Raw genomic sequence first — 14,684 nt, 5'->3', positions numbered from 1 at the left:
CTTTATACAGAAGAAACAAAACAAAAAGCTATATTTGCATTATCGTAACCGACATTACGGTAATGACGGTTACGATAATCATCCACTAAGCTAACTCAAAAGAATGATGTTACCATGAAATTTTATAATCGTGAAGAAGAACAAGAATTGCTAAACAATATCCGTGAGGCATCTCTACAAGAGTCACAAATGACCGTCTTATTCGGAAGAAGACGTATTGGAAAAACACAATTGGCATTACAATGCACTGCTGGCAGCTTAACCCTCTATTTCTTTGTAGCTCGTAAAGCAGAAGCCTTACTATGTCAGGATTTTATATATGAAGCGGAAAACAAGCTAGGAGTACCCATTGGCAGTTATACATCTTTCTCAAAGCTATTTCGACACCTACTTATCATATCTGCCGAACGACCGTTTAGCCTTATCATAGATGAGTTTCAGGATTTCCAACGTGCCAATCCCGCCATATTCAGTGAGATACAACATGAATGGGACCTAAATAAAGGCACATCCAAAGTCAATCTAATCGTTAGTGGTTCCATCTATTCTTTGATGCATCAAATATTCGAAGATCGTAAAGAGCCCCTTTTCTCTCGTGCAGGTCAAATGATACATCTACAGCCTTTCAAAGTGGAAGTACTTAAAGAGATATTGGGAGATTACCATCCATCATTCCAATCGGAAGATCTATTAGCACTCTACGCCTTCACAGGAGGAATTGCTTGGTATGTCAACTTGTTTATGACTAACAAAGCTTATACTAAAGATAAAATGATAACATTGTTGACACGAGTCAACTCTCCATTTCTGAATGAAGGAAAGAACTTGCTTATCGAAGAGTTCGGCCCGGACTATTCCATCTATTTCTCCATACTAGAATGTATAGCAGGAGGAGATTACACACGTGGAGAAATTGAAAACCGGTTAGGTAAAGCTGAGATTGGTGGTTATTTAAGTAGACTGGAGAAATACTACTCTCTAATCAGTAAGAAACGGCCTATGTTCTCAAAGGAAAGTTCCAAGCAAGTAAGGTATTGTATTGCTGACAATTTCCTTACTTTTTGGTTTCGGTTTATCTATCGTTATCAGAGCTATATAGAATCCGGAGCATTAAAACTTGTGGAAAATATCATTCGCCGAGACTATGAAGTATTCTCAGGAATAATGCTGGAACGCTATTTCCGTGATAAGTTCATGCAATCAGGAATGTATACTCATATCGGTATGTATTGGAATCGGAAAGGAGAAAACGAAATTGACCTGATAGTTATGAACGAAATTGATAAAACCGCTGCTATTTATGAAATAAAAAGAGATGCCTCCCGGTATAGTCGAACACTATTAGAAAAGAAAGTTGAAAACTTGTTGGAGGCAGAAAAAGAGTTGAAAAAATATAGTCTGTCTATAGATAAACTTTCTATGCAAGATATGTAAGGAATCTTTCTTTACCAACAACACAAAATGGGAGAAGCAGCCTGCCAGTTGTTGATTGAGCAGATTAAAGGAGATAAAACTGTCAGACAGGTGATGATTCCTACTCATTTGCAGATTAGAGAGAGTAGTATAAAGAAATAAAAGCTATTTCTTTTTCTAATGAGTTTTTATAGACAAATGCTTCTGCTATTTGTTTATAAATGCTTACCTTTGTAAAAACAGGATACTATGCGACCAAACTATATAACCATACTAATTATTATACTCTGCATTATCTCTAACGCATGCCATAATTCAAACATTATTCCTCAACTTCGGCTAGCAGACTCATTGATGGGTAATCATTCTGACAGTGCATTAATTATATTAGAAAAACTATCTATCAAGAAGATGCCGAACAAATCGGCAAAAGCCATGTATGCACTGCTTCTGACAGAAGCCTTAGACAAAAATCTCAGTTCCCATCATAGTGATTCTCTAATATTAATAGCAACTAACTATTATAAAGATAATAACGATAATAATCTAAAAACAAAAGCATACTATTATCTTGGAAGGGTATATCAAGACAATGAAGAATATGTAAAAGCAACAGAGGCCTATTTATCAGCATTAAAAACAGTATCCCCTAACCAAACTCTATTATTGCAAATCTACAACAATCTGGCTTCGTGCTATGAAAGTCAGGAGTTTTATCTGCAAGCTATAAAAACGTATAAAGAATCCTACTCAGCAGCAATAAGAATAAAAGATAAATATGGAATTTTGCACGCCACCCGTGGACTAGGTAGTATTTATGCAATACAAGATGAAGAAGAAAAAGCATTATCCTATTATCAGAAATCCCTATCAATAGCGCAATCTATTAAAGATTCATTGTGGGAGAATGCCCTGTTCTGTGATATAGCAAAAGTGTATGACAGTCAAGGAATGCATATAGAAGCCAAGAAGCAAATAGAACTTGCATTAAAATATGCTCCTTCCAACATAAACTTATCTCCAACATACTTTTGGAAAGGAACTATATTCTACAATTTAGAAGAAACAGACTCTGCAATCTACTATTTTTCCCGAGCCAGCATCAACGCTGATATATACACCAAAGCCTCTATTTATCAAACTTTATATGAAATCTGTAAGGAAAGAAAAAACTTAGAACAGGCTATTTCATACAATGATACTGCCATAATCTATTATGATTCCATACAAAATATAATTCATCATACAGAGATTAGCAAACTCATAAAAAATCATTCAACAGAAATATACGAGCAACAAATAAAAAAGCAATCACAAAAAACGAAATTAATACTTTTCATAGGCGTATTAATTACAGTGTTCCTTTTTATTGGCACACTAATGTATATTAGTAATCATAATAAGAGAACATATATTCATTGGCAGCAATTACTTATAAAAAACCAAGCTGAGAAAGCCTTATTAAAAGAGGAAATACAAACGCTAGCTCAAACAAATGAAATCAATGAACAGAAATATACAGATATACTAAATAAAAGAACAGAGCTATGGTATCAAACTCTCCAGATATGCATGCGTCTATATAAAACAACTACGTCCTATAAGCGAATTCAATCAATAGAAACATCCAAGACTAAAAAAGAGAAAGAAATATCTCAAGAAGAAGCATCCTTTATTTATCAGGAAATAAAGGAAACCTTCATCGAAGCTATGCAGGAGTTGTTAGAACAATACCCCAATCTGACACAAGATGACCTCTATTATTGTGTACTTAATTATCTTCGATTATCTAATGATACAATCAGAATTTGCATGAAAGCAGGAAGTCAATCTGCACTGACCCAAAGGAAATATCGCATAAAAAAGCAATTATCAGACCAAACTTTCTCCATTATTTTCGAGACCAAATAAATAGACATCTATTTCTGTTATCACTATTAGTTTTTTGTTATAAATATTACATAACATACTGATTAACAATATACACATATAGTTATATTGTTATTTTATGTTATTGATTCACATAGATAACCAGTGTATATTTGCTGAAAATCAATAACAATAAAACTATTATGAAACGAAACTTACTTTTATTTATCTTCATGGCTATTTGCTCCAGTTTTATCTTTTCAATGCCATCAGACACAAGAAAACAAATTAAGATGAAAGTGAAGCAGAAAATAGAACATCGTTCTACACATCATTTAGACCCAATACAGGTTTATATCAGCAATGCATTATTGGAAATCGAATTTGAGTATCCGGTAAAAGATGCAACAATAACAATTATCAATTCCGCGACAGGGGAAACAATATACCATGAAAAAGTTATATCCCTGGAAAAAGTAAGATATGTAGACTTATTTGGAGAAGATAAAAACATAGAATACACTCTTGAGATTTCCTCTCCTTCATGGTTCATTACAGGAGTGTTCACCATAGATTGACTCATATTATGAAACTGACCTTATACTGTATATCAGCAATGCTGATAATATTATTCTATGCCTCTTGCAATTCCCCAACAAATTCAGCAAATGCCACAAAAGACATTATAGCTGAATTTGATGGAGAAGTTATATACGCTAATGAAATCAATACAATTATAAAGCAAGAACTTTATGATGAACTCTGTAGAATTCATGAGATTAAAAGAAAAGCCCTTGAACAACTGATAAACGTCAAACTTTTACAGAAAGAAGCTGATAAGAAACAGATGACTTATCAAGAATACATAGACGATTATACAAACACTCAAATAGGGCAGTTCGGAATAGATTCTCTTTTAAAACGGTACAGGCTAGAATCAATTACAGAATTTCGAGAAAAAAGTATATATAGCGTAACTGTAGATTCTCCTACTGGTAAAGCCACACGTTCATTTCATTTAAAAGGAGCTATTGTCAATGACTTACTAGACTCTCTAAAAAGGAATAAAAAAATAGTTCAATATCTCTATCCACCCAAAAGCCCATCAATCAACCTAAATAACTTACATGCTTATTATAGAGGTGACTTACAGTCAAAAGTTTCTGTTGCCATAATATCTGATTTTGATTGTGAATCATGTATCAAAGCTCACCCTCTTTATAACTCAATATATGAAGATTACAAAGAAAAAGTAAAGTTTGGATATATCCATTATTCAACAATGCCAACATTTGCCGAAATAGCAAGTGATGCTGCCAATAAACAAAACCGTTTTTGGGAATTTCAAGATTCACTATATGCATATAAAGGGTATATTGACTCTACCGCCGTATTCAAAATTGCACATAATATGTCTATGGATATAAACAAATTACAAAAAGATATCGCAGATGATAATGGAAAAAAATCAATCGAGAATACAATTAATCAATTAGTCCTTCTTGGCGTATATGCTACTCCAACCATTATTATCAATGGACGACTAATTGTTAATTCAGATTCTAAAGAAGAAATCTGCCACCTTATTGATGAAGAGCTCTCAAAATAACAGTATTCACTATTAAAAAAATGTATTATGAAGAAAATTATCTTTTTATGTTTCTGTGCTTTCTTTGCTTCTTGTTCTTCAGATGAAGAACTGCAAAATATGGGCACAAATGAAGAAGAATTGGCAAACATGACCAATGACTACGAACTTGTATTGAAGGGATATTCTTTTGATGAATTGAAAAAGGAAAAAGATGAATCGACTCCGACAACACAAGAAGAAACGGATGCAGAACCATGGCTAATTAATGCCTTAGAAAAAGCAGCAGAAGAAGCTAGAGTTTCTAATTATGGTAAGGTAAGAAGTGAAGCTAAAGCTTACGCTAGTGTTGCAAATATGGTCGGAGTTTTTAAAGTTGATAATTGTGGAGGATACCGTGAATTTGTATATGATATGGATTGCGAAGATGGCGGTGATACAAAATCGACAGGTGATATCGGGGCAACACGAGTAGATGGGAATGGAAATGTGACATTTCATTTTTGTTTAGTTCCTGCTGGTGATTATGGTGGCGGAACTTTACTTTTATATAATTACACATGGAATCGTAGAGAAGGAAATGTAGATATTATATTAAGACATCATGATAACGAAGATCATAATAATAAGAACCATATTGTAGACAATGGAGGATTAGCATCTACAGGAGTATCTAAATTCGACAAAAATACAGAGTTTTGCTGGAGATTTAGTGACAATCCAGCTCAACCTTTAGGTATAAAATACAAAGTATTAAGAGGTAAACCTTGGAGCGCTCCAGAAGTAACTCCCCCTTCACTGTTCATTGATGATGAAAATGGTAGTAATGCTAATACAGCAAGGGTATGGTTACACCGAATAAATACTATCGGTACAGAAACTCGTATGTTAAACAAAGGAGAAACTTTTAGAAACATTACTGTTGATAGAAATACTAGATATACTCTTCAATAATACCCTCATTTACAAATAAGGTTGATTGGAACACTATTACAAAAAAAGTTACATAAAAATAAACAGTAGATACATTCTATAATATTTGTATCTACTGTTTATATCTATCAATATCTCTTTCTAAGAAAATTTATCATTTATCTTCTTCCACTATTGATTGTAATTGAATATCAAAGAGTAAAGTTGAATAAGCAGGTATTGCATCCTTATCAGAACTACCATAAGCAACCTGCCACGGAATATAAGTCATCCAACGCTCGCCAACTTTCATATTCTGTAGTATATCCGCCCAACCTGATACAGCAGCAGTAGTATAAAAATTCTGCACCGAGAATGTAGCTGGTTGATCAAAATTCACATCAGGATCAACACCTGAAAAGTTTTCGTCGAACTTTTCACCAAATATATAATAACCACGATAATAGGCTGTAACCGTTTCTGTATATAAAGGGCTATTACCTGTATCTTTAGCTATTTTCTTTTTATAGAAAATTTTTACATTCTTGTTCTTCTCTGGAAGGATATAATCTAATCCACCATGATCCGGCGCAGTATCATATACTGTTTGCAAAGAATCCATGAAAGCTTCGTTACGTGCCCTCCAGTTATCAAATTTACTAGCTTCCTCCGTTTCACTACAAGCAGTAAACGCCAAGGCAATCAATACTAAGGAGAATAAATAGATCTTTTTACTCATTCGTCAAAGGTTTATTGTAAAGTTTTCAATAGAGAAGTGATGCTTACTCTGTCTGCAATAATATTATTCAGTTCAGAGATAGCGACACGCTCTTGCTGCATAGTATCGCGGTTACGCAATGTCACACAGTTATCTTCTAATGTCTGATGATCGACTGTTACACAGAACGGAGTACCAATAGCATCCTGGCGGCGATAACGCTTGCCGATACTATCTTTTTCATCATATTGGCAATGGAAGTGGAATTTCAAAGCGTCGATAACCTCACGAGCTTTTTCAGGCAGACCATCTTTCTTTACCAACGGCATAACAGCCAGTTTCACCGGTGCCAAGGCAGCAGGTAATTTCAGAACAACACGGCTTTCACCATTTTCCAGTTGCTCTTCGCAATAAGATGCGCTCATGATGCTAAGGAACATACGGTCAACACCGATAGAAGTTTCAACTACATACGGAGTATATGACTCGTTCAATTCAGGATCAAAGTATTTAATGCTCTTTCCTGAGAATTTCTCGTGTTGAGACAAGTCGAAGTTAGTACGGGAGTGGATACCTTCCACTTCCTTGAATCCGAACGGCATCAGGAATTCAATGTCAGTAGCCGCATTTGCGTAATGAGCCAATTTATCATGGTCATGATAACGATAGCTGCCATCACCAAAGCCCAAAGCCTTATGCCATTTCAGACGGATTTCTTTCCATTTCTTGAACCATTCGAGTTCAGTTCCCGGTTTTACGAAGAACTGCATTTCCATCTGTTCAAACTCACGCATACGGAAGATGAACTGACGGGCAACAATCTCGTTACGGAAAGCCTTACCAATCTGAGCAATACCGAAAGGAACTTTCATACGACCTGTTTTCTGTACATTCAGGTAGTTTACGAAAATACCCTGAGCAGTTTCCGGACGGAGATAAATCTTCATTGCACCGTCTGAAGTAGAACCCATTTCAGTAGAGAACATCAAGTTGAACTGACGAACTTCTGTCCAGTTCTTAGTACCGGAAATAGGACATACGATTTCTTCGTCAACGATGATTTGGCGGAGTTCATCCAGATTGTTATCATTCAGCGCCTTTGCAAAACGAGTGTGAAGAGCTTCACGCTTTGCCTGATGTTCCAGCACACGTCCGTTAGTAGAACGGAATTGAGCCTCATCGAACGTTTCACCGAATCTCTTGGCAGCTTTCGCTACCTCCTTATTGATTTTATCATCATACTTAGCCAACTGATCTTCAATCAGTACGTCAGCACGATAACGTTTTTTAGAATCTTTATTGTCAATCAAAGGGTCATTGAATGCGTCTACGTGTCCGGAAGCCTTCCAAATAGTAGGGTGCATAAAGATGGCAGAGTCGATACCGACAATGTTTTCGTGCAACAGCACCATGCTGTCCCACCAATATTTCTTAATGTTGTTTTTCAATTCAACGCCCATCTGACCATAGTCATACACAGCGCCTAGTCCGTCGTAGATATCGCTTGAAGGAAATACGAAACCGTACTCTTTGCAATGCGATACAAGCTTCTTAAAAACGTCTTCTTGTGCCATTTTCTTTTCTATATCTATTAATTTGATTTTCCTTTTTTCGTAAAAAGTGCCACAAAGATAGGGATTTATCTCATAAATAAGACAGCGAGGGTATTAATTTATCTTATTCCTGAACTTCTTCATCCATTTTTGACCCTTCCATATTATATTCCGCCAACTCTTGTTCCCTATCCGCCTTCTTCATTTCTTTGGTCAGCATACTTTCCGGCATATACAGGTTAAAAGGAATACGCGTGCATTTCATCTTTTTCACTTGCCGGCTAAATTCAGGACAAGCCACGAAATAGACGCGTGAAACGGATACTTTACCCGGAGTTACCTGTTCGGGGCGTTCAAATCCCGGACTGGTCAATGCCGTATGAAACGTTCCGAGTCCTTCGATAGTAACCGGTTGTCCGATAGCCAACAGGCTACGGATAGCATCGACCATTTCCGTCAAGATGCCATCTATCTGCCCTCGATGAAATCCGCTTCTTTTTTCCATGTACTCGGCAAATTCCCTATTCCGAATCGGGTCAATCAGTCTTTTAGGTACACCATACCATAATTCTTTTCTCTCTCCCGACGTTAAATCGGCTTTTTTTCTCACTACATAAGGCACTGCCATCGTCTATACTCCTTTCTTTTTTCGTTTATACTTCCGTTCTACCTGACACCCGGGTGTCAACACCCTTGAGACCCGGGTATCAAGCATACCAACACCCGGGTGTCAGTGGTAATGAGACCCGGGTGTCATACAAATGTTGGCTGCAACAAAATTAATTCTTTATTGTAGGAAAACAAAGGAATTCTTCTATATTTGTGCATCCTTTCATGATACTAAAGAAAAACATTAGACTATGATTAAGATCCTTCTACTGATAGACTATTCCAGCGAGTTCGACAGGAAGCTGCTGCGGGGGCTTGTCCAATACTCGAAAGAAAACGGCCCCTGGCTTTTCTACCGGCTCCCTTCCTATTATAGTGCCATGTATGGGGAGCAAGGAATTTTGAAATGGGCGAAAGAATGGCAAGCCGATGCCATCATCGGGCAATGGAATAACGATACAATAGACTTACAGAAAGAACTGAATATACCCGTCGTACTACAAAACTATCATCATCGAAGCGTCACTTACTCTAACTTAACAGGCGATTATAAAGGAACAGGAAGAATGGCAGCCCAATTCTTTGCCAAAAGAATGTTTCGCAACTTCGCTTATTTTGGTGTGAAAGGAGTAGTCTGGTCAGATGAACGCTGCCAAGGCTACCGCCAGGAAGTAAAACGCATTGGCGGTGAGTTTTTCAGTTTCGAATCTGATAAACAGGAAGACGAAATAAGAATGGAAGTGAGTCAATGGTTACAGCAACTCCCCAAGCCTGTCGCCCTATTCTGCTGCGATGACGCGCATGCCCTGTTCATTTCGGAAACTTGCCGAATGACCAATATCCGTATTCCCGAAGAAGTTGCTTTACTGGGTGTGGACAATGATGAACTGATGTGTAATATCTCCGACCCTCCTATCTCGTCCATAGAGCTCGAAGTAGAAAGAGGCGGATACTCCATCGGCAGACTTATCCATCAACAAATAAAAAAGGAACACGAAGGCACTTTCAATATTGTCATCAACCCTATCCGCATCGAATTGCGGCAATCTACGGAGAAACACAATATCAAAGACCCTCATATCCTGGCAGCCGTGAAATACATCGATACCCATTATAATTCCGACCTGACAATAGAATCTTTGCTTGCAAACATTCCATTGTCACGCAGGAACTTCGAAATGAAATTCAAGAATGCGCTGAATACTTCTATCTATCAGTACATCCTGACTTGCCGATGCAACCATCTTGCGGACTTGCTACTTACGACAGATCGCCCACTGAGCGATTTAGCCATAGAAGTAGGTTTCAAAGATTATAATAACACCTCGCGTGTATTCAAGAAATACAAAGGTTGTTCGCCTATCGAATATCGCCAAAAACGAAATTTGATAATACATAATGTGGGAAGTTCGACGATAGAATAAAAAAGAATAAGAAGCGAACTCCCACTTTTATTAGATTGCACCTTTCGAAGAAGCCATTACACTGTTTTTTGAGATTCACCTGAACCGTCATCCCGTACTTTATTTATTGTTTTAACACAATCACCACGCAATCTTGCGCAAAATGAAGATTCAATTGCGCAAATTGTGCGTAAATAGATTAAAAATACCCATACTTTTGCAGATATAGAAGACGTCTGAAAAACTATATTTCCATTTTCACCAATTAGAATAATATTATGAATCACTAATTTAAATGTGCAGATTATGAATAAAGGTATAATTTATGTATGCATGCTGTTTCTATGTTTTGCGTGCAATGACTCTGACGCGGGAAATACGCTACCTCTATCTTTCCAGACCATACAAATGGAAAACAATTCCAACTTTGTCACCCTGACAGCCATTACGGACGGGGATGCAAAAGACGCATCATTCGAATGGTCTATTCCCAGCAAGAACTTACGATTGACAGGTAGAAGCGTAGTATGCTATTTCGAACAGAAAGGAACGTATGAAGTCACCCTGACAAGTGAGTGGAATTCGCAGAAAGGCTCGATTACCAAGACAATTACGGTGGAGAACGATTCTTACTACCATCAGAAAGGCGAACAGCTCTGGTGGAATGATGAATTCACCTCCTACACTCTCGACAAAATGGCCTGGAATTATGATATAGGTACTGAAGGATGGGGCAATAGCGAAAAGCAAAACTATACAAGCAGTTCGGAAAACTCCTTTATCAGAGACGGGAAGTTAGTGATAAGAGCCCTGAAGTTAGACGGGAAAACCGGAGAAGAGAAAGGGGATTTCACTTCTGCACGTATCATGACGAAAGGAAAGATAGAAATCAACCGGGGACGTGTGGAAGTACGCGCCAAAGTGCCCGGAGTAAAAGGTACTGTTCCCGCTATCTGGTTTTATGGTAAAAACGCATACCCTTGCTATTCAGAGTTGGATATGATGGAATATGTAGCCTATGAAAAGAATAAGATTCATGGCACTGCTCACACTACCGCGACACTTGCCGATCCGAAAGAAGAAACAAACGTTTCGTCCGGCACCATCATGGTGAACGATGTAGAAACCAGTTTCCATATCTACGGAATGAACTGGACAGACGATAAAGTGGAGTTTTATGTAGACGACCCGTCAAATGTGTACCTGAGTTTCACTCCGTCGCAAAAAGACAATCCCCGCTTCTGGCCTTTCAACAGCGAGCTGTATCTGATTATAAATGTCTCCGTCGGCGGAACCTGGGGAAGCCGGTATGGCATAGACCTGGATAAATTTCCTCTGGAAATGGAAATTGACTATGTACGTATTTTCAAAAAGAACTAATTACTAACCCTAAAAGATACAAAAGTGAAAAACTCAATTCATTCATTCCATTCGTCCGAAAGAAGAATTTTCCTAAGGAGTTTTTTTCTAATGGTATATATATGCTGCTTCAGCCTGACAGTATTTGCCCAAAGCCAGTTCACGGTGTCCGGCAAAGTGATCGGAGCAGACAAAGAACCCATTATCGGCGCCACCATTCAGGATAAAGCCAATAATATCGGAGTAATCTCGGATATAAACGGTAATTTCAGCATTAAGGCATCTTCACGCAACGCCACGCTCCACGTCAGCTATATAGGTATGAAATCTACGGAAGTCAAGGTGGAGGGAAAGTCCACACTAACAATAATCCTGGAAGAGAATACAGTAAAAATAGACGAAGTAGTGGTCACGGCACTCGGCATCAAACGGGAAGCGAAAGCTTTGGGATATGCCGTATCTTCAGTAAATAACGAAACACTGACTGCCGGTAACGAGCAGAATGTGATGTCTGCCATCTCCGGTAAAGTGGCAGGCGTCGATATTTCCTCCACCACAGCAGGTCCTTCAGGTTCCACACGCGTCATCATACGTGGTAATTCACAGTTGAGCGGTTCCAACCAACCGTTGTATGTCATCGATGGTATGCCGGTAGACAATACCGAACTGGAAGGAGCCGGAAAATGGGGCGGATACGACTACGGCGATGTGCTTTCCTCTCTCAATCCGGATGACATTGAAAACATCTCTATCCTGAAAGGTCCTTCGGCATCCGCACTCTACGGTTCAAGAGCTTCCAATGGCGTCGTACTTATCACGACCAAGTCCGCCGGCAAGAAGAAGGGAATCGGAGTGGAATTTTCATCCAATCTCAGTATCGTAAAACTGTTAAGCAACTTCGACGATTACCAGCGTGTCTACGGACAGGGACGCGACGGCCGTCCGCCCATGTCCCCAGAGACAGCCTCGAATACGTCGCAAGTGTCTTGGGGTGGCAAACTGGATCCGAGCCTGGAAGCCAACATCTATAACGGAGAACTGCGCAACTACGGAAATGTAAACAATAACATATTGAGTTTTTTCCGTACCGGTATCACAACGACCAATGCCGTAGCTTTCAACAAGACCAATGATAACACATCTTTCCGTGTATCCATATCGGATATGCGCAACTGGGACATCGTTCCCGAATCGGACTTGAACCGTACAAGTGTTTCTTTCAAGGGAAGTGCCAAAATGACCAAACGCCTGACCGTAGAAGCACAAGGTACTTATAGCTACGAGACTGTAAAGAACCGTCCGGCATTGTCCGACAGTCCCAGCAATATAGGTAATGCCCTGATCGGTATCGCTCCGAACTTCGACCAGAAATGGCTGGCAGCCAACTACAAAGACGAAGCCGGACGCTACAACGATTGGAACGGGGACAAATACCGTATCAATCCTTACTGGGTAATCAATGAAATGACCAATAAATCGAAACGCGACCGTCTGATGGGTCAAGGACGTGTCTATTATTCCTTTATGGACTGTCTGCAAGCCAGTTTCAAGGCAGGGCTGGATTCTTATACGTTCCGGTTTACGGACTTCACTCCCATATACACTCCCGGTTTCGTGGACGGCTTGATGAAAGAAATGACCAACAACGTGATGCAATACAACTTCGAAATGATGCTTCGTTTCCAGAAACGTTTCAAAGATTTTGATGTTTCGGCTTTTGCCGGCGGCAATGTCATGCGTTACGAGTATGAATCAATGATACAAACGGGACAGTCACAAGTGATACCCGACCTGCAGGATATTACCAATTACTCCAGCATAGAGACAGAACACGCATTGGTGCGCAAGGCAGTACGTTCCCTATTCGGACAGGTAAGTCTGGGATATAAGGAACTGATCTATATCGATGCTACTTTCCGCAACGACGTGTCTTCTACATTAAGTGCCAGCAACCGTTCTTATTTCTATCCTTCCGTATCGGGAAGTTTGATATTCTCCAACCTCTTTGAACACAAAGACTGGCTGACATTCGGTAAGATACGCGGTTCGTGGGCGAAAGTGGGCGGTGATACAAGTCCCTATCAGTTGCAATTGGAATACGGTCTGAAAGCATATACCAACAAAGGTACATCCCTGGGGTACATAGCATCCGGTTCCGTACCCAACGCCAATCTGAAACCGACCTCTACTTATTCGTTCGAAGTAGGATTGGACGTACGCTTCTTTGACAACCGCTTAGGATTGGATCTGACTTACTATCAACAGACGACCAAAGACCAGATTCTGTCTCTTCCATTGTCACAAGCTACCGGATACAAACGTGCCGTTATCAATGCCGGTGAAATAGCGAACAAAGGTATCGAGGCTTCTCTCTCGTTTGTCCCCGTAAAAACGAAGAATTTCACATGGGATGCCAGCGTCAACTTCGCGAAAAACTATAATGAAGTGGTAAAACTGCATGATGAAGTAAAAGACTTCGAACTGGCTTCCGCCCGTTGGGCAAACGCTTCCATCTATGCCAGCGAAGGACAGCCTTATGGCGTTATTGTTGGCAAGAAACTGAAACGTACGGAAAAAGGAGATGTTATTTTTGAAAACGGGCTGCCCACGTTCGACGACAAGGTTTCCGTTTTAGGAAATGGCAACTATGATTTCACGCTGGGTTTCCGCAATGCGTTCACTTACAAAAATCTCTCGATGAGTGTATTGTTCGATATGAAATTCGGTGCGGATATTTATTCCATGAGTGCTATGCAGTCTCACGTAAACGGTACGTCGAAAGAAACGTTGGAAGGACGCCAGGAATGGTATAGTTCCGAGCAAAAACGGCAATCGGCAGGTGTTCCGGCAGGAAACTGGATTGCTACCGGCGGTTATGTGGGTAAAGGAGTGATGGCAATAAAGAATGACGATGGCGAAATGATGTATGTGCCCAATAATGTATGTGTAGATCCTGCGAAATACTGGCAGGCACTGCAAACGACTTCTCCTGAACCGTTCATCTACGATAATTCATTCGTTAAGCTACGCGAAATATCACTCTCTTACACCTGTCCCAAGAAATGGTTCGTACACACTCCTATCGAGTCGATAACCCTCTCTGCTTACGGGCGTAATCTATTGTTAATCTATTCCAATGTCGACAATATAGATCCGGAATCTTCTTATAATAACGGCAATGGTCAAGGATTTGAGTATGGCTCGCTACCTTCACGCCGCACCTTCGGATTCGGCATTAATGTTAAATTCTAATATAACGC

General features: G+C 39.3%; 11 protein-coding genes and 1 pseudogene. 9 read left to right on the top strand and 3 right to left on the bottom strand.

Annotated features, from left to right (window positions below; genetic code table 11):
* Positions 1–114 precede the first annotated feature (114 nt).
* The 6 genes and pseudogenes from HC965_RS16295 (at position 115) to HC965_RS16270 (ending at position 5,824) form a co-directional block, all read left to right on the top strand.
* On the top strand, positions 115–1,434 hold the full coding sequence (locus tag HC965_RS16295) for an ATP-binding protein (protein ID WP_191032446.1): 1,320 nt from the start codon (positions 115–117) through the stop codon (positions 1,432–1,434).
* A 12-nt stretch (positions 1,435–1,446) separates the two neighbouring features.
* A pseudogene (locus HC965_RS16290) lies at positions 1,447–1,575 on the top strand (LacI family transcriptional regulator); the annotation flags it as partial.
* A 192-nt stretch (positions 1,576–1,767) separates the two neighbouring features.
* Positions 1,768–3,324 carry a tetratricopeptide repeat protein gene (locus HC965_RS16285; protein ID WP_191032445.1) on the top strand — a complete coding sequence of 519 codons (1,557 nt, stop codon included), beginning with the start codon at positions 1,768–1,770 and terminating at the stop codon, positions 3,322–3,324.
* A gap of 161 nt (positions 3,325–3,485) precedes the next feature.
* Positions 3,486–3,860: a DUF3244 domain-containing protein gene (locus HC965_RS16280; protein ID WP_191032444.1), complete on the top strand. Its 375-nt coding sequence runs from the start codon at positions 3,486–3,488 to the stop codon at positions 3,858–3,860.
* An 8-nt stretch (positions 3,861–3,868) separates the two neighbouring features.
* Positions 3,869–4,891, top strand: a complete 1,023-nt coding sequence (locus tag HC965_RS16275; protein WP_223854921.1) for a thioredoxin domain-containing protein — start codon at positions 3,869–3,871, stop codon at positions 4,889–4,891.
* A 27-nt stretch (positions 4,892–4,918) separates the two neighbouring features.
* On the top strand, positions 4,919–5,824 hold the full coding sequence (locus HC965_RS16270) for a hypothetical protein (RefSeq protein WP_191032443.1): 906 nt from the start codon (positions 4,919–4,921) through the stop codon (positions 5,822–5,824).
* Positions 5,825–5,957: 133 nt separating this feature from the next.
* On the opposite strand, the gene HC965_RS16265 is transcribed toward HC965_RS16270, so the two are convergent.
* The 3 genes from HC965_RS16265 to HC965_RS16255 all read right to left on the bottom strand — a co-directional run bounded on the left by HC965_RS16265 (position 5,958) and on the right by HC965_RS16255 (position 8,681).
* Positions 5,958–6,521, bottom strand: coding sequence for an FKBP-type peptidyl-prolyl cis-trans isomerase (locus HC965_RS16265; protein ID WP_191032442.1), 564 nt, complete (start codon positions 6,519–6,521; stop codon positions 5,958–5,960).
* Positions 6,522–6,532: 11 nt separating this feature from the next.
* On the bottom strand, positions 6,533–8,074 hold the full coding sequence (locus HC965_RS16260; RefSeq protein WP_191032441.1) for a glycine--tRNA ligase: 1,542 nt from the start codon (positions 8,072–8,074) through the stop codon (positions 6,533–6,535).
* Positions 8,075–8,177: 103 nt separating this feature from the next.
* Positions 8,178–8,681: an HU family DNA-binding protein gene (locus HC965_RS16255; protein ID WP_191032440.1), complete on the bottom strand. Its 504-nt coding sequence runs from the start codon at positions 8,679–8,681 to the stop codon at positions 8,178–8,180.
* Positions 8,682–8,913: 232 nt separating this feature from the next.
* Here HC965_RS16255 and HC965_RS16250 point away from each other — a divergent pair, with 232 nt between their 5' ends.
* From HC965_RS16250 to HC965_RS16240, 3 genes are all read left to right on the top strand, one after another.
* A complete protein-coding gene (locus tag HC965_RS16250; RefSeq protein WP_191032439.1) occupies positions 8,914–10,086 on the top strand; it encodes a DNA-binding transcriptional regulator in 1,173 nt (390 codons plus the stop codon).
* Positions 10,087–10,371: 285 nt separating this feature from the next.
* Entirely contained in the window at positions 10,372–11,445 is a 1,074-nt protein-coding gene (locus HC965_RS16245) for a family 16 glycosylhydrolase (RefSeq protein WP_191032438.1), read from the top strand.
* Between the two features lie 90 nt (positions 11,446–11,535).
* The gene (locus HC965_RS16240) at positions 11,536–14,676 is read left to right on the top strand and encodes a SusC/RagA family TonB-linked outer membrane protein (protein ID WP_191032437.1); all 3,141 of its coding nucleotides are present in this window, start codon (positions 11,536–11,538) and stop codon (positions 14,674–14,676) included.
* Positions 14,677–14,684 lie beyond the last annotated feature (8 nt).

The organism is Bacteroides sp. GM023, from assembly GCF_014750685.1.
Taxonomy (GTDB): Bacteria; Bacteroidota; Bacteroidia; order Bacteroidales; family Bacteroidaceae; genus Bacteroides.
The sequence above is the reverse complement of the archived record's forward strand: the minus strand, read 5'-3'. Positions and strand labels throughout refer to the sequence as shown.

What these genes read in the sequence shown, in the direction of transcription:
- HC965_RS16285 (WP_191032445.1), top strand. Translation starts at nt 1,768, where the DNA reads ATGGGTAATCATTCTGACAGTGCATTAATTATATTAGAAAAACTATCT.
- HC965_RS16240 (WP_191032437.1), top strand. Translation starts at nt 11,536, where the DNA reads ATGGTATATATATGCTGCTTCAGCCTGACAGTATTTGCCCAAAGCCAG.
- HC965_RS16260 (WP_191032441.1), bottom strand. Translation starts at nt 8,074, where the DNA reads ATGGCACAAGAAGACGTTTTTAAGAAGCTTGTATCGCATTGCAAAGAG.
- HC965_RS16250 (WP_191032439.1), top strand. Translation starts at nt 8,914, where the DNA reads ATGATTAAGATCCTTCTACTGATAGACTATTCCAGCGAGTTCGACAGG.
- HC965_RS16245 (WP_191032438.1), top strand. Translation starts at nt 10,372, where the DNA reads ATGAATAAAGGTATAATTTATGTATGCATGCTGTTTCTATGTTTTGCG.
- HC965_RS16275 (WP_223854921.1), top strand. Translation starts at nt 3,869, where the DNA reads ATGAAACTGACCTTATACTGTATATCAGCAATGCTGATAATATTATTC.
- HC965_RS16255 (WP_191032440.1), bottom strand. Translation starts at nt 8,681, where the DNA reads ATGGCAGTGCCTTATGTAGTGAGAAAAAAAGCCGATTTAACGTCGGGA.
- HC965_RS16295 (WP_191032446.1), top strand. Translation starts at nt 115, where the DNA reads ATGAAATTTTATAATCGTGAAGAAGAACAAGAATTGCTAAACAATATC.
- HC965_RS16280 (WP_191032444.1), top strand. Translation starts at nt 3,486, where the DNA reads ATGAAACGAAACTTACTTTTATTTATCTTCATGGCTATTTGCTCCAGT.
- HC965_RS16265 (WP_191032442.1), bottom strand. Translation starts at nt 6,521, where the DNA reads ATGAGTAAAAAGATCTATTTATTCTCCTTAGTATTGATTGCCTTGGCG.
- HC965_RS16270 (WP_191032443.1), top strand. Translation starts at nt 4,919, where the DNA reads ATGAAGAAAATTATCTTTTTATGTTTCTGTGCTTTCTTTGCTTCTTGT.